The 16,022-nt window shown below is 30.6% G+C and carries 15 protein-coding genes and 2 pseudogenes; 13 read left to right on the forward strand and 4 right to left on the reverse strand.

Annotated elements, in window-relative coordinates:
- Positions 1–84 precede the first annotated feature (84 nt).
- The 6 genes from ACY3JM_RS09155 to ACY3JM_RS09180 all read left to right on the forward strand — a co-directional run bounded on the left by ACY3JM_RS09155 (position 85) and on the right by ACY3JM_RS09180 (position 9,853).
- Positions 85–1,242 carry an iron-containing alcohol dehydrogenase gene (locus ACY3JM_RS09155; protein WP_463083315.1) on the forward strand — a complete coding sequence of 386 codons (1,158 nt, stop codon included), beginning with the start codon at positions 85–87 and terminating at the stop codon, positions 1,240–1,242.
- A 65-nt stretch (positions 1,243–1,307) separates the two neighbouring features.
- A complete protein-coding gene (gene ilvD / locus ACY3JM_RS09160; protein WP_463111323.1) occupies positions 1,308–2,987 on the forward strand; it encodes a dihydroxy-acid dehydratase in 1,680 nt (559 codons plus the stop codon).
- Between the two features lie 18 nt (positions 2,988–3,005).
- The gene (locus ACY3JM_RS09165; protein WP_463083313.1) at positions 3,006–3,983 is read left to right on the forward strand and encodes a methylcobamide--CoM methyltransferase; all 978 of its coding nucleotides are present in this window, start codon (positions 3,006–3,008) and stop codon (positions 3,981–3,983) included.
- Positions 3,980–5,008, forward strand: a complete 1,029-nt coding sequence (locus ACY3JM_RS09170) for a methionine synthase (RefSeq protein ID WP_463111324.1) — start codon at positions 3,980–3,982, stop codon at positions 5,006–5,008. Before ACY3JM_RS09165 ends, ACY3JM_RS09170 begins: the two co-directional genes overlap by 4 nt.
- Positions 5,005–8,091, forward strand: a complete 3,087-nt coding sequence (locus ACY3JM_RS09175) for an alpha-mannosidase (RefSeq protein ID WP_463111325.1) — start codon at positions 5,005–5,007, stop codon at positions 8,089–8,091. The genes ACY3JM_RS09170 and ACY3JM_RS09175 overlap by 4 nt, the downstream gene beginning before the upstream one ends.
- Before the next feature lie 97 nt (positions 8,092–8,188).
- Entirely contained in the window at positions 8,189–9,853 is a 1,665-nt protein-coding gene (locus ACY3JM_RS09180; protein WP_463083310.1) for a GGDEF domain-containing protein, read from the forward strand.
- Here ACY3JM_RS09180 and ACY3JM_RS09185 read toward each other — a convergent pair.
- A complete protein-coding gene (locus tag ACY3JM_RS09185) occupies positions 9,832–10,977 on the reverse strand; it encodes an alanyl-tRNA editing protein (RefSeq protein WP_463111326.1) in 1,146 nt (381 codons plus the stop codon). The genes ACY3JM_RS09180 and ACY3JM_RS09185 overlap by 22 nt on opposite strands.
- 81 nt (positions 10,978–11,058) lie before the next feature.
- Positions 11,059–11,346 carry an RNA recognition motif domain-containing protein gene (locus ACY3JM_RS09190; protein WP_463083308.1) on the reverse strand — a complete coding sequence of 96 codons (288 nt, stop codon included), beginning with the start codon at positions 11,344–11,346 and terminating at the stop codon, positions 11,059–11,061.
- Between the two features lie 273 nt (positions 11,347–11,619).
- On the opposite strand from ACY3JM_RS09190, the gene ACY3JM_RS09195 reads away from it, so the two are divergent.
- Positions 11,620–11,841 carry a hypothetical protein gene (locus ACY3JM_RS09195; protein ID WP_463083307.1) on the forward strand — a complete coding sequence of 74 codons (222 nt, stop codon included), beginning with the start codon at positions 11,620–11,622 and terminating at the stop codon, positions 11,839–11,841.
- 32 nt (positions 11,842–11,873) lie between these two features.
- On the forward strand, positions 11,874–12,473 hold the full coding sequence (locus ACY3JM_RS09200) for a carbohydrate ABC transporter permease (RefSeq protein WP_463111809.1): 600 nt from the start codon (positions 11,874–11,876) through the stop codon (positions 12,471–12,473).
- Between the two features lie 77 nt (positions 12,474–12,550).
- Here the strand turns inward: ACY3JM_RS09200 and ACY3JM_RS09205 are convergent, their stop codons facing one another.
- Entirely contained in the window at positions 12,551–12,682 is a 132-nt protein-coding gene (locus tag ACY3JM_RS09205; protein ID WP_463083306.1) for a hypothetical protein, read from the reverse strand.
- A gap of 292 nt (positions 12,683–12,974) precedes the next feature.
- On the opposite strand from ACY3JM_RS09205, the pseudogene ACY3JM_RS09210 reads away from it, so the two are divergent.
- The 5 genes and pseudogenes from ACY3JM_RS09210 to ACY3JM_RS09230 form a co-directional block, all read left to right on the forward strand.
- Positions 12,975–13,157: pseudogene (locus ACY3JM_RS09210) on the forward strand (ABC transporter permease subunit); the annotation flags it as partial.
- Positions 13,158–13,588: 431 nt separating this feature from the next.
- Complete coding sequence (locus ACY3JM_RS09215) at positions 13,589–14,497, forward strand: hypothetical protein (protein WP_463111327.1); 909 nt, start codon at positions 13,589–13,591, stop codon at positions 14,495–14,497.
- A gap of 38 nt (positions 14,498–14,535) precedes the next feature.
- Positions 14,536–14,955 (forward strand): type VII toxin-antitoxin system MntA family adenylyltransferase antitoxin, encoded by a 420-nt coding sequence (mntA, locus tag ACY3JM_RS09220; protein WP_463083304.1) that lies wholly within the window; start codon positions 14,536–14,538, stop codon positions 14,953–14,955.
- A complete protein-coding gene (locus tag ACY3JM_RS09225; protein ID WP_463083660.1) occupies positions 14,945–15,229 on the forward strand; it encodes a hypothetical protein in 285 nt (94 codons plus the stop codon). The genes mntA and ACY3JM_RS09225 overlap by 11 nt, the downstream gene beginning before the upstream one ends.
- Positions 15,162–15,362 (forward strand): HepT-like ribonuclease domain-containing protein, encoded by a 201-nt coding sequence (locus ACY3JM_RS09230; protein WP_463083303.1) that lies wholly within the window; start codon positions 15,162–15,164, stop codon positions 15,360–15,362. The genes ACY3JM_RS09225 and ACY3JM_RS09230 overlap by 68 nt, the downstream gene beginning before the upstream one ends.
- 131 nt (positions 15,363–15,493) lie before the next feature.
- On the opposite strand, the pseudogene ACY3JM_RS09235 reads toward ACY3JM_RS09230, so the two are convergent.
- Positions 15,494–15,949: pseudogene (locus ACY3JM_RS09235) on the reverse strand (methylglyoxal synthase).
- Positions 15,950–16,022 lie beyond the last annotated feature (73 nt).

Here is a 16,022-nt window from a genome sequence, read left to right on the forward strand (position 1 = left end):
ATATTTGAAAATTATTTTAGATTGTAAATTTTATCTTTAAGCAATATAATTTTCTAAAATCTTAAACCGAAAGGAGGACTAAAAATGAGAAATTTTGTTTTTCATAATCCTACAAAAATTATATTTGGAGTAGATACCACTGAGGATGTAGGAAAAGAAGCAAAAAATTATGGAAAAAGAATTCTTCTTGTAATAGGACAAGGAAGTGTAAAAAAAATAGGACTTTATGATAGAGTTGTCAAACGCCTAAAGGAAGAGGGCTTAGAAATTTTTGAGTTGGAGGGAGTTAAACCAAATCCAAGAGTAGACTTAGTAAGAAAAGGAATAAATATGGTAAGAGAGAATAATATTGATCTACTCTTAGCTGTTGGTGGTGGTAGTGTTATCGACACTGCTAAAGCTATAGCTGCAGGTTTAACCTATGAAGGAGATGTTTGGGATCTATTTAAGTATAGGAAGCCTATAAAACCTACAATACCTATTGGTGTAGTACTTACCCTTGCAGCTACAGGATCAGAAATGAATGGAAATGCAGTAATATCCAATTTAGAAACTCAAGAAAAATTAGCTATTTCAAGCCCTTATATTTATCCCAAATTCTCTATATTAGATCCTAAAAATACTGCTTCCGTTCCTCTTAACCATACCCTTTATGGTATTGTAGATATCCTCTCTCATGTATTTGAACAATATTTTGATAGGGTTGATGATGCTATTTTACAAGATAGATTTGCAGAAGCAATAATGAAAACTGTAATAGAAACAACCCCCAAAATTATTGAAAATCCAGAAGATCTCAACGCAAGGGCAACCATACTATGGTGCGGTACAAATGCCCTAAATGGAATAATCGGTGCTGGAAAGGAACAAGACTGGGCAACCCATGCTATTGAACATGCTATATCTGCCATATATGATATACCCCATGGCTTAGGTCTTGCTATTGTCTTTCCTCATTGGATGAAATATGTATTAGATGTGATACCTCACAAATTCGCTAATTTTGCAAGAAATGTTTGGGGTATAACAGGAGATGATGATTTTGAAGTAGGGTTAAAAGGGATTGAAAGATTAATTGATTTCTACGAAAGTATAGGTGTACCCACAAAACTTTCAAAAGTAGGAATAAATGATGAAAAACTTGAAGAAATGGCAGAAAAAGCAACTCAATTTGGACCTATTGGTAATACAAAAAAATTAACAAAAGAAGATGTTTATAAAATTTTACAAATGTGTCTATAAACTATTGACAATCTTAACTTTCTATTGTTAGCATTATCAAAAGGTTACTTTAGGAGGTAGAAAAAATGAGAAGTGATGCAGTAAAGAAAGGTATAGAAAGAGCTCCTCATAGATCTCTTTTCTACGCAATGGGATATACTAAGGATGAATTAGAAAAACCTCTTATTGGAGTTGTTAACTCAGGAAATGAAATGATACCAGGACATATCCATTTAGATATGATTACCCAAGCAGTAAAATATGGAATTTTAGAAGCTGGCGGAACCCCAATGGAATTCAGAGTCATTGGTATATGCGATGGTATTGCAATGGGACATAAAGGAATGAAATATTCTCTCGCTAGCAGAGAATTAATAGCAGATTCAATAGAAGCTATGGTAGAAGCCTACCAGTTAGATGGAATTATACTTATAACCAACTGTGACAAGATTGTACCCGGAATGCTTATGGCTGCAGCAAGATTAAACCTACCTTCTATTATTTTAAGTGGTGGACCTATGCTTGCTGGAAGATGGCAAGGTAAAGATGTAGATTTAATTAGTATTTTTGAAGGTATAGGACAAGTAAAGGCAGGAAACTTAAAAGAAGAAGACTTGCTTGATTTAGAACAATATGCCTGTCCAGGATGTGGTTCCTGCTCTGGAATGTTTACTGCAAACACTATGAATTGTCTATCTGAAGCTCTTGGCATAGCTTTACCTTTTAATGGTACTTTACCTGCTGCTTTTGATGGATTAAGAAAAAGATTATCAAAAGAAGCTGGGAAGAGAATAGTGGAATTAGTAAAAGCAGGAATAAAAGCAAGAGATATATTAACAAAAGAAGCCTTTGAAAATGCTATTGCTGTAGATATGGCTTTGGGAGGTTCCACCAATACAGTTTTACATCTATTAGCAATTGCAAAAGAGGCAAAAATAGATTTACCTCTTGATACTTTCCAAAAAATTAGTGAAAAAACACCCAATATATGTAAGTTAAGTCCTGCATCCTCTCAACATATTCAAGATTTACATGAGGCAGGAGGAATACCAGCAGTAATGAAAGAACTTTTGAAGGGTAATCTATTACATCCCAATGCCATAACAGTTTCAGGTAAAACCATTGGAGAAATTGCAGAATCTGCAGTTATTAGAGATAGAAATGTGATAAGATCCTTAGAAAATCCATATGCCTCTGATGGTGGACTTTCTATACTATATGGAAATTTAGCCCCAGAAGGTGCAGTAGTTAAAAAATCTGCGGTAAGCCCTAAGATGTTAAAACATACAGGGCCTACAAGGGTATTTAATAGTGAGGAAGAAGCCATAAAAGAGATTTACGCGGGCAAAATCAATAAAGGAGATGTGGTAATTATAAGATATGAGGGCCCAAAAGGAGGGCCTGGAATGAGAGAAATGTTAAGTCCCACTTCTGCATTAGCAGGAATGGGACTTGATGAAGATGTGGCATTAATAACCGACGGTAGATTCTCAGGAGGAAGCAGAGGAGCAGCCATAGGACATGTATCCCCTGAAGCTGCTGAGGGTGGACCTATAGCTCTCCTTAAAGATGGAGATATTATTGAAATAGATATACCGAATAGAAAAATAAATGTGAAATTATCTCAAGAAGAATTAGAAGAAAGAAAGAAAGAATGGAAACCTATTAAAAGAGAGATTGAGTTTAGCTACTTAAGACGTTATGCTGCTTTAGTAACATCTGCAAGCCAAGGAGCAGTATTAAAAGATATATATGGAGACAATTAATAGTAAGGAGGTTTAAAGATGATAATTACGGTTGTAGATCATTATCCTAAAATACCAAATCCCCCAAGAGAACCAAAATTAAGGAAAGCAATTCATGCTTATGATCAAGGAAAGATTACAAAGGAAGAATTAGAGAAAATTTTTGATGAAGTAACAAAAGAAGTAATTGAAGAACAAATAAGTGCAGGAGTAGAGCTTATTACAGATGGTCAGATAAGATGGGAGGATGGTCAAAGTTATATAGCCAAAAAACTTGATGGTATCGAAATAGGAGGATTATTTAGATATTTTGATAATAATACCTACTATAGACAACCAATCATAAAAGACGAAATAAAATGGAGAGAACCTATCATACTTAATGATTGGAAAAAAGCTCAAGAGTGGGCAGGTAATATTCCTGTTAAGGCAGTTCTAACAGGCCCATATACTATTGCAAGATTAAGTAGAGATGAGTATTATAAGGATTTAGAGAAATTAACAAAAGCATATGTAAAAGCATTAATTGAAGAAGTAAAGTTATTAGAAGAAAATAAGGTTAAATATCTCCAGTTTAACGAACCTTCTATTCAATACTATCCAGAAGATTTTGATCTTCTCCTAGAAATATACAAGGAAATTAGAAAATATTTTTCAGGAAAATTAGCTATATATACATACTTTCATACAGTCTTATCTTTAAAAGACAGAATAAAAGATTTACCAATTGATATATTTGGAATAGATTTTGTATCAAGAAAAGAGAATTTTGAGATACTAAAAGATTTTCCCAAAAATATTGGCTTAGGCTATGGCATAGTTGATGCAAGAAATACAAAATTAGAAACACCTGATCAAATCGCCCAATTAATAAAACAAGCTCTAAACTACGTAGAAGATAAAAATCTCTATATTAGCCCAAGCGCTGGGCTTGAATATTTACCAAGAGAAAGAGCATATGAAAAATTGGTAAATTTAGCTAAAGGAGTAAACTTAGTAAGAGGTGAGAAAAAATGAAAGAAATAAAACTTCCCATACTTCCCACAACAAGTGTTGGTAGTTTTCCCAAACCAGACTATCTCGTCAAAGCAAGAAATCAATACTCAAAAGGTCAAATTCCCTACTCTACTCTTCATGAGTTAGAGCTCAAGGCTACAGAAGAGGTTATTAAAATGCAAGAAGAAATAGGCGTAGACATATTAGTACATGGAGAAATGGAAAGAGGAGATATGGCCACGTATTTTGCAGAAAATTTAGAAGGCTTTACTATAAGTGGTCTTGTCAGATCATACGGAAACAGATACTATAAAAAACCAATTGTAATAGGTAAAATTAAAAGAACAAAACCCATAACAGTAGATATGTTTAAGTTTGCCCAAAGTCTAACTAAAAAGCCTGTAAAAGGAATGTTAACAGGTCCATATACAATAGCAGATTGGTCCTTTAATGAATATTATGAAAATAAGAGAGATTTAGTTTTAGACCTTGCAGAAGTAATAAATCAAGAAGCATTAGATTTAGAGAAGGCTGGAGCATTATTTGTACAGATTGATGAACCTGCTGTCCCTACCCATCCTGAAGAAATCCATATAGCAAAAGAAGCCTTTCAAGTTTCTACCAGAGGTTTAAGAAGCTTTATAATTACTCACATATGTTATGGAGATTTCAGACCAATATGGAAAGAAATAATAAATTTCCCTGTACACCAATTTGACTTAGAATTTACAAATAATGCAGACAAACTTTATCCGCTAATAGAAAATGCAGGATTTCCACCCGATAAATATATTGCAGTAGGAGTTATAGATGTCCATACCCATAAAATAGAGAGTGTAGATGAGATAAAGCAAAGAATAAGGGAAGCTCTTAAGCATTTTCACCCTGAACAAGTATTCATAGATCCTGATTGTGGATTAAAGACAAGAACCTGGGAAGAAGCAAGAGCAAAAATGGAAAATATGGTAAAAGCAGTCAATGAGATAAGAGAAGAACTTATAAAACAAGGCTATCCATCAGAAATTACTATTAAATTAGAACTATGAGAAAATACCTCTTAGAGCAATGGAATTTTTGGCTTGATGAAATATATGCCTATTCAATAATTAACAAGTTCATACTTGATGAATGGTATTTTACTGATTCTAAAGAAAAACTAAATGATAAAGATTTAGAGATTATTAAATTAGGGGAGAGATGGAAAAAAATATCTCTCCCTGTTTATTTCAGAAAGAAGATAAGTCTTCCAAAAGATTTTGAAAAATCCTCCCTTTACATCTTCTTAGATGTAGGTGGAGAAGCCTTTCTATTTATAAATGGTACACCATATGCTGGTATAAACCAATATCATAAGGAACATAAAATACCCTATTTCGAGGAGTTGGATATTATTATTGAAGCTGTACCTAAGGGATTATTTGGCCAACACCAATATAATCCAGTACTCAATGAAGCCTTCATATTTCAAAAAGATGAAGAAATCTATAAAGCATGGCTTATCTTCAGTATTATAAGAGAATTTGCCCTTTATTTAGAGAATATAAACCAAGATCTACAACAAAAAATAGAGATTATACTTGAAGAAACCCTTGGAAAGATAAAACTGATAAGTAGTAATGAAAAATTCTTGGAAAAAATTCAAAACACAAAATTTACCATGGATATTTTGAAAAATTTATGGAGTATGCCAGAATTTCCAAAGACAGAAACACCTATACCTTATAAACTAAAAGAAGAAATAATATCACAAGCTTACGAAGCTCTCAAAAAAGTCAGAAACCTAAAAAAGAAATATCCAAATATAGGAGAATATTATGCTGTAGGACATTCTCATATAGATTATGCTTGGCTCTGGCCAAGAGAAGAAACTATAAGAAAAGCCCAAAGAACTTTTTCCACTATCCTTCAACTTATGGATCTTTATCCAGATTTCAAATTCTTACAGAGTAGTGCCCAAATCTATAAAGATATAAAAGAAAATAACATTTTCCTTTTCCAAAAAATAAAAGAAAAAGTTATGAAAGAACAATGGATAGTAGAAGGAGGAATGTGGGTAGAATGCGACTCTCAACTCCCATCAGGAGAAGCCTTAGTAAGACAGTTTTTATATGCCCAAAAATTCTTTGAAAAAGAATTTCAAAAAACATGTAAAATAGCATGGCTTCCAGATACCTTTGGTTTCAATCCTAATTTACCTCAAATTCTTAAAAAATCAGATATTGAATATTTTGTAACCACAAAACTTTCATGGAACGAAACTAATCTATTTCCTTATGATTTATTCCTTTGGAAAGGGATTGATGGAACTAGAATAATTGCTCATATATATGCCAGATATGGTGGCTATAATGGATCAACAGAAATAAAAGAAATTATAGAAAATTATAGAAATTATCAACAGAGAAATTTATCAGAAAGAATGATCTATACTTTTGGATATGGTGATGGTGGTGGTGGACCTACTTATGAAATGATAGAAAGATTAAATATAATGAAAGATTTACCATTTATTCCAGATATAAAATTTGAAAATCCTATAAAATTTCTTGAAGAGATATCTAAAGAAAAACTTCCTGTATATTATGGAGATCTATATCTTGAACTCCACAGGGGGACCTTTACAACCCAAGGAAGAACCAAAAAACTTCACAGATTAGCAGAAAATTACCTTTTCACCCTCGAAAGTCTATCTGTTATCTTAAACATTGTGAAAGATCTACCATACCCTTATGAAAAGCTCACTCAACTCTGGGAAAAGCTATTAAGAAATGAATTTCATGATATACTACCCGGATCTTCAATAAAAGAAGTTTATGAGGATACTGAAAAAGAGTTAAAAGAAATATTAGATGCTAAATTAGATATTAAAGAAGATAGTTCTCAAAAGAAAATTATTATCTATAATCCTACCTCTTTCCCTCAAGAATTAAAAACAGAATTAGAAATGAAAGATATGGAAGGATTTCATTATAAAGATACAGAGATACCAATTCAAAAAACAGATAAAGGAGTATTCCTTTATTCAAAAAATATAACCATACCACCCTTAAGTTTAATTACTTTAAATATTAAAAAAGAAAATAATAATTTACCATATAATACTGATCTTCAAGCTTATAATAATGTCTTAGAAAACTCATTAATAAGACTGAAAGTAAATGAAGATGGCTCTTTCCAGGTACTATATAAAGAGAAAAATAAAAATCTCTTTGTTGATAAAGGTAATATAATTATTGCCTACTCTGATAGACCAAGAAATTGGGAAGCCTGGGATATCCCATTAGAGTATGAGAAATATGGCGAGGAGCTCAGGGCTGAAAAAATTGAATTAACTGAAAGAGGCCCATTAAGAGGAAAAATTAAAGTAATAAGAAAGTATAGAAATTCGGAAATAATTCAATACTATACCCTCCATTCATTCTCACAAAGAATAGACATAGAAACAGAAATAAAATGGAATGAAAAAAGAGTAATGTTAAGAGCATATTTCCCATTTGATCTACTATCACCATTTGTAACCTATGAAGTTCCCTATGGGACATATACAAAACCTACTCATAAAAATACTTCATGGGAAAAAGCCCAATTTGAAATACCAGTACACAGATTTATAGATTTATCGCAAGGAGATTTTGGTGTAAGTATTTTAAACAATGGAAAATATGGACATAGCGTTAATGAAAATATTATAGGAATAACCTTATTGCGATCGCCCTTTTCTCCTGACTATACAGCTGATCTTGGAAACCATAACTTTACTTATTCCATTCTACCCCACAAAGGAACCCTGGGAGAAAAGACTTTAAAAGAAGCTGAAGAATTGAATAAAACCCTTATCCCTATAATAGGTAATTTTTCAATTGAAGATGTGTCTATTTTAAGCTGGGATAAAAATAACATAATTATTGGTGCTTTAAAACAATCAGAAGATCACAAAGGATTGATATTAAGATTTGCAGAATATTTAGGCAAAGAAGAAATCATTAATTTCAAATTTAATTTTCCAGTAAAAAAGATATATGAAACAAATCTTTTAGAGAAAGAATATAGTGAATTAAACTTGAAAAATCAGATCTTAGAAATAAAAGTTAAACCTTTTGAAATAAAAACCTTGAAAATAATTTATTGAAAAATACATAATACTTATGATATAAACTAGTATTGAAAATTATATTTTTGAAATTAAAGCGTGACAATTAAAGGGAAGGGGATATTTTAAAGAGGGAATGAAATTAAAAAATAAAATCTTTTTATTCTACGCGGGAATATCTCTCATATTTTTTATTCTTATAGAGATAATATTTATAAGCATTATAAAACACGAATATTTATTGATTTTTAATAAAGAGATAGAAAACTATGTAACTACATATATGGATAGAATTGAAAAGGATCCAAAAGATATTCTTAATGGAAGAGTTTTTGAAAAAAGTTTTTACCTTGGCAAAATTGAGGGAATTTTAATTCAAGAAAACCCTAATAGTATTAAACTTAGACTAAACACTGACTTTGAAAGATTACCTGAAGAGATATTAATTAAAGATAAAGGTTCGATTCTTGATTTGAAAAACCATAAGTATTACTATATATATTCAAGTAAGAGCAAAAATTTAAAGCTAATTCTCAGCTTTAATACTCATCCCTTTGAAGAAAGATTTTTAAAATCTACTATTTCCTTCTCAATTCCCCTTATAGCACTACAAATTTTTTTCCTCTTGTTATTTTATTACTCCATGAAACATACATATGTAAAACCATTAGAAGAATTAGCCCAAAGCCTTTCTCAAGATAATCTCTTAAACCTAAATAGGGACAAATTTTTTAATAAAAATGATGAAATAGGTGATCTCTCAAGAAAAATCTTTGATTTTGAAAGCTCTTTAAGGAATATCATAATTACTCAAGAGGAAACAATTAAAAATCAAGAGAAATATCTAAATTTACTACTTAAATTTATCTCTGAATTTAATCTCTCTAAAAAATCTATAGATGTGATTAACGTCATACTTAAATTTTATAATCCTGAGTTTCCAGTAAAAATTTATGATATATATCTTGAAAACTCCTTAACAAGAGAAGATCTATATCAAAATTTGCAAATCTTGAATAAGGATGAGGCAAAAGAAATATTTGATATGCTAATATTCCTAAAAGACAACAAATTATTTACATATCATGACCTTAAATTCTTTTGTAAAAATATACCTGAAGACTATGTATTAATTCCATTAAGAACAAGTGAAAGACTTTATGGTTTTATAAGTATCTCTATGATAACTTTTGAAGATTTACAAGATACCTTCATTTCCATCTTATACCATCTTACAATAGCTTTAGAAAATACCCTTTTATATGAATACACTGAAAAATTATCAACAATTGATCCTTTAACAGGTGTCTTCAATAAAAGAAAATTTGACGAAATCCTTGAAAATGAAATAAAAAGAGCTCAAAGATTTAAACATCCTTTAAGTATACTTTTTATTGATATAGACCATTTTAAAAACATAAATGACCTATATGGTCATATAGTGGGAGATTCATTTTTAAAAGAAGTTGCCCTTTTTCTCCTAAGAAATACTCGTTCTATTGATAGCATAGGAAGATTAGGAGGAGAAGAATTTGCCTGTATATTACCTGAAACTGATTTAGCATCAGCCTATAACGTAGGAGAAAAAATGAGAGTAAAATGGAATACTGAAAAACACATAATCCCAATAGATATAGAAAAAAGAATAGGAACATTAAGTATAGGTATAGCAAATTTCCCTGTACACACAGAAAATCCCAAAGAATTATTGATACTTGCAGATGACGCACTATATATGGCCAAAGAAGAAAGAGATAAAGTATTTATTTATAGTAAAGATTACAATAAAGATTTAATATAATTAATTGCTTTTTCTGGATCTTCAACCTTTCCTTGCAAAAAGTATTCTCCTTTACTTCCTTTCCATCCTATTTCTGTTAACTTTTCCAAAATTTTATTAAAAAGCCCTGTTGACACATCATAGCTTCTAAAGATTATCGCTTGTCCTTGTGAATTTAAAATTATACCCAAAATACCATTTTCTTTCATTATCTCCTGAACAACAAACTTGATTGTATTTATATCTTCTTCTAAAATATTTAAGACTATTCTTATATTCTCTTTATTTACAGCTAAACCTATAAGTTCTTTTGCTACATACTTGTTTATCCTTTCCCTCAATCTTTTATTATCTTTTTCTAAGGTTTCCAATTTTGTAAACAACTTACTAATACCATCATAAATATCAGGATTTCCTAATTTTTCTTTAATGTACTTATATTCTTCTTCCCTCATACTTAATCTTTTCAAGATCCTTGAACCAGCCACAAATTCCACCCTCCATAAATCATTATTCTTTTTGTAAAAATCTACTATTTTAAACAATCCTATTTCTCCTAATCTATTCACATGGAGTCCTCCACAAGGATTCACATCAAGGCCTACTATTTCTACTATGCGAATATCTTCATCCTTCCAATATACCTTCACAGAAATATCTTCTTTTATGTACCTATTCACTGTACTCTCTATCTCATTCACAAAACCCTTAGGATCAAAGCCTCTATATGGTATCTCTATTTTTGTGTGGTCTTCTAAAATTTGAAAACCAGTAGTCTCCAATGAATAATTCTTTTCTATTAAAGCAGAAAGAAGATGTTGAGCTGTATGTTGCTCCATGTATTCTCTACGAAGATCAATATCTACATATAACTCAACCTTTTCATCAATTAAAGGTTCTCTACAACCATTTAAAATGCCTTTGTGCCAAATTTTACCATCTTCTTCCCATACGTGGGAAACTAAAAGAATCCAATTATCTGATCTAATTTCTCCCTTATCATAAGGTTGTCCTCCACCTTCTGGATAAAAAATGGTTTCAGAGAGGGAAAGAATAAAAAAGTTGTTTTCCTTTTTAATATCAATAACTTTGCTTTCCCAATTTACAATATTTGGATCATTATAAAAGATTTTCTTAGTATTCATAATGTTAATTATACTATAAAACAAAAACCCCTGCCATAAATAGCAGGGGTTTTGTTCTTTTTTAAATTATCAGCTAATAATTTAAAATCTACGATTGTGAGACCTATTGGAAGTTCTACGATCTTCTCTTGGCTTTGCTTCACTTACAATGATCTTTCTTCCATCAAACTCAAGACCATTGTAAGATTCAATTAACTTTTGAGCCACATCTTCTGATGTTTCTACAAAAGCAAATCCTTTGGATCTTCCAGTATTACGGTCAGTTATCAACCTAATACTTTGTATATCCCCTTCTTTTGCAAAAAGTCCTCGCAGATCATCCTCTGTGGTCTGCCATGATAGGTTTCCTACATACAGTGTCTTAACCAATTTCACGTACCTCCTAAAAAATTTTATCCTTTAATTATACTCCTTTAAAATTATTTGTCAAATCTTATTTCTGAGATTAGTCGAAAGTCTCCCTTATAGTGCACCTCCAAGATTAGGATTTGTAAAACAAGGTCCTCAATTAATTACCGCCTTTATAGATGAAGCCCAAAATATGGTTGTTGGAACCTATGCTCCCAAACAAATGGTAGACAGGTTAATTGAAAGATTTAATGAGATTATGAAGTAAAGATGCTAAAATAAGGAGGGTAGCCAGTGAAAATCTTTCGTTGGCAATATAATCTTTTTATTCTTCCTGCTCTCTTAGTTATGGTTATATTTTTTGTATATCCTATACTTTTAACTTTATATTTTAGTTTTCTTGACTATTCCATTATAAGACATACCAATAAATTTATTGGGCTTGCAATCTATATAAAAATTTTAAAAGTAATATTTTTATTCAAACTGCTTATAATACTTTTATATGGGTTATAATATCTACTTTTATCCCTCTATTTTTAGCAAAACTGGCGGCCCTCCTTACCTATAAAAGTTTTTTAGGATATAAAGTTTTCAGAAGTCCTTTCAGTTTACCCATGATTTTTATCCCCTCTTCGACTGCAATTCTCTGGGCTTTAATGTATAGTGAACCTTTTGGTTTAATTAATCATATAATGGAATTTCTACGTTTACCAAGAGAAATTTGGCTTGCTAATCCTAAAACTGTTCTTCCTGCAGTATCTATCGCAAATGCATGGTATGGAACCCCTATGTCTTATTTGATGATATTAGCAGGATTGGAAAGTTTAGATACAGAACCATTGGAAGCATCAGAGGTAGACGGAGCTACCTATTGGCAAAAAGTAAGGCATATTATTTTTCATATGGTCTATCCTATAATATTATTAGTAGCACTTTTAAGACTTATTGATGTTATCAGAAGTTTTTCTTTAATTTGGATAATGACTCAAGGAGGACCTGGAACTTCTTCTACTACTCTTCCAGTTGCTACTTTTAAAGTTTCTTTCTTACAATATGATTATGGTATGGGATCCGCATGGGGAGTTATTAATGTTATAGTAACATTTGTAATTACTCTCCTCATATTAAGGAGACAAAAAGGATGAGTCCTTTTAGAACATTTTTTATTTTTCTTATTGTTCTTTTTCTCTTAGGATGGGCATTATTTCCTATATTTTACTCCTTAAATATCTCTCTTTCTGGTTTTTGAACTTCCTACTAAGTTTGGATTTCCCAAAGAAATAACTTTAAACAACCATATAGATGCCTTAAAGGACAAAGAGATCTGGAATGCTACTTTAAATTCTCTTATCATTGCATTTTTTGCAACTTTTCTCTCTATTTTTACATCTATTCCTTCTGCTTATGCTTTTTCCAGATCACAAAATAAACTTTCTAAATTTTTATATTATTTATTCTTATTATTTAGATTATTTCCTTGGTTTGCGCTTGCCTTCCCTATATTTTATTTAATGGCAAAATCAAAATTAGTGGATACCTATTTGGGAGTAGGAATTAGTCATTCTGTGGGGATAATCCCTACAAGTATCTGGTATTTAAAAGGTTTTTTTGATATGGTTCCTTTAGAAATATAAGAATCAGCCCTTGTTGATGGAGCTTCTCCTTTTCAGATCTTCCTAAAAGTTGTTCTTCCTAATGTATTGCCAGGACTTATTGCTGTTTCAATATTAGCCTTTATGTCAAGCTATACTGAATATTTATACTCATTAATTCTAACTCGAACTCATACTACTACTCTTCCTGTGCTTATGGCAGGCTACCTTTCTTAGTTTAAAGTAGAATGGAGAAAAATCTCTGCTATATATATGCTATCTACTATTCCTATGATAATTTTCTACTCTTACACTCTCAATTTTATGAAAAGAGGAACTCTTTCAGGGGTAATAAAAGGATAGTTCGTAAGAAAATACTACTATATCCTCTTGTAACAGCATCTTTATTTTTCTGATCATCTAAAGATAGAAAATAACTAATATTACAAAATGTGATATAAGTCATTTGAATTCATATTTAATTGTTTTATAATTATTTAAGTTAAAAATTAGAAAGATAGAAAAGGAGGATAAATATGAGACTTAAATTATTATTTATTCTTCTATTATTCTATCTTGTAATATTCTCTTTATCATGGGGACAGTTTGAAAATCCTCAACCTAATTTTACAAAAATACCTTCATGAGTAAAGCCTGGAGTTACCTTTGTGTATCAAACAAATATGGGTTCAGGTACCAGAATAGGAGATGATTTTTCTGGAGGAGCAGCTCAAGGATACTATATCTATGTTGTCACTAATATTGATAAGTTAAATGTCTACAGCATAAGCCTTCTAATTACTCAAAGCATATCTTCTGGATACCCATCTTTAAATTTATCAACAGAACTTCTTAATGGTAAAATTTTTATTGATCCACAAGAAGCGGAAGATTATGTTAAAAAAGTAAAAGTAGCTGGTCTTCCTCCTGGTCTAAAATACGAATTTGGACCTTATGGAAATAATCTATACTATTTCCTTATAGAGGCTTCTGATTATCAATCTATGGAAAGAATTTTATTTATTCTTGATAACAAAGGAATAGTACAAAAAATATCTATATTAGAAAAGCAAAGATTAAGCTCATCTACAGCTGTAGAGCTCCAGTTAGTAGGAGTATATAATACTAACATTCCACAAATTACCAGTCCTCCCCCAGCTGTTAAATTCTCCCCTACTTATCAATTTTATTCATCTGTAAGTTTGTTCCAAGGTTATCACGGTATGAGTACTCCCCTTGGAATGGGTAGATTTGCAGCATTATCTTCTTCAGGTACTTTATTTTTGATTGATGTTCAAGGACAAGTAAGAAAGCAAGCAATAGGAAATTACTACTTAGGACCATATTATATAAACCCTCAACTTCTTAGACAAAATTCAATTATTAGCATATCCCAAATTGGATTATCTTGGGATATAGTAGGAAGAGGGCAATATGGAGGAATATTAACTCAGGTCAACATGAGAGAATATCCAATTGCTCAATACGAATATGAACCTAACACAGGACTTTTATTAAATGCTACTATACCACAAGGAGAAGGGCTCTATGTAAGTATGTTTTTAGTAAGTAAATAAAATATGTTAAAATAAAATAAAATTAAGTAGAGAGAAAAATGGGTGTTAAGGAGAAGTATAAAAATTTTCCCACTTTGTCAAAGGATATAAAAGAAAAAATAAATAATCTAAAAGAAGTATTTATTAAGAATAAAGTAAAGATTGCATATCTTTTTGGATCTATTTTGAAAGAAGAAAATCCTGAAGATATAGATATAGCAGTAATTCTTGAGGGAGATTATTTTAGATTACTTGAAGATATAAAGGAATTCCTTAACACCCAAAGAATAGATCTTATAGACTTATCCCAAGTCTCTCCATTTATTGCTCTACACATTATAAAGAATGGAGAAATCATTTTTAAAGAAAATACAAAAATAGAAAACGAATACGAAATGAATATTCTCAAAAAATGCCAAGATCTCGAAGCTTTTAGAAGAAAACAGTTAGAATTTATTAAAAAAGCATATGACATTTGATAAAAACCTGATAAAAGAAAACTTAATAGAGCTAAATAATATTTATGGAGAACTTCTTAAATACAAAGATATTGAAGAAGAAGAGTTCATAAATAATCTATCAATTAGATGGACCCTTGAAAGAGGACTTTTAGCAGGGATAAACATAATATTAGACATTGGTAATCATATTTTAGCTTCACAATATAAAATATACCCTAATACCTATGAAGGATATATTAAAGGAAATTTTTGGGAAAGGTATAATATCTCAAGAAGTTTATTCAAAAATTAAAGGTATGGGAAGCTTTAGAAATATTCTTGTCCATGAATATATAAAGATTGACCCAAAGAAAGTCTATAAAAATTACAAAAGTTTCTTAGAAATAATTCCAGAAATCTCTAAAGAGACTCTTAAATTGATTTAAATAGAATTTAGTGATTATAAACATCTAAAAAATTTCTTGGGCAAATCATCCTATTGAAATAATAAAAGAAAGACTCTTTTAATTTAGCTTTTTAGGATTTCCTTTCTAAAATTAACATATCTCCTTATTAATTATATTTTACGTCTAAGATAATCTGAATAATCAATTACTAATCTTTTATATTCTCTATCCCTAAGAGGAGATGAAATCAAAAAATCAGCTGTGGATCTGTTAGATGCTATAGGAATATTCCATACTACAGCTATTCTTAAAAGAGCTTTAACATCTGGATCATGAGGTAAAGGTTCTAAAGGGTCCCAGAAAAATATGAGGAAATCTATTTCCCCTTCTGCAATCTTTGCTCCTATTTGTTGATCTCCCCCTAATGGTCCACTAAAAAATCTAATTATTTTTAACCCCAATTCCTTTTCTAAAATTTCACCTGTTGTTCCCGTTGCATATAGTATGTGTCTGGATAATGTACCTTAATTAAATCTTACCCATTCTAAAAGCTCATTTTTCTTATTATCATGGGCAATAAGAGCAATTCCTTTTTGAATACCCATAGGAATCTCTTTATAATTCATATTAGATCTCCTCCTTATATTATAAGTTCTGAAATTAATTATAACTCCCAATGTATCTCCAAAAAAATTAAAA

The organism is Dictyoglomus sp. SSW (assembly GCF_055181335.1).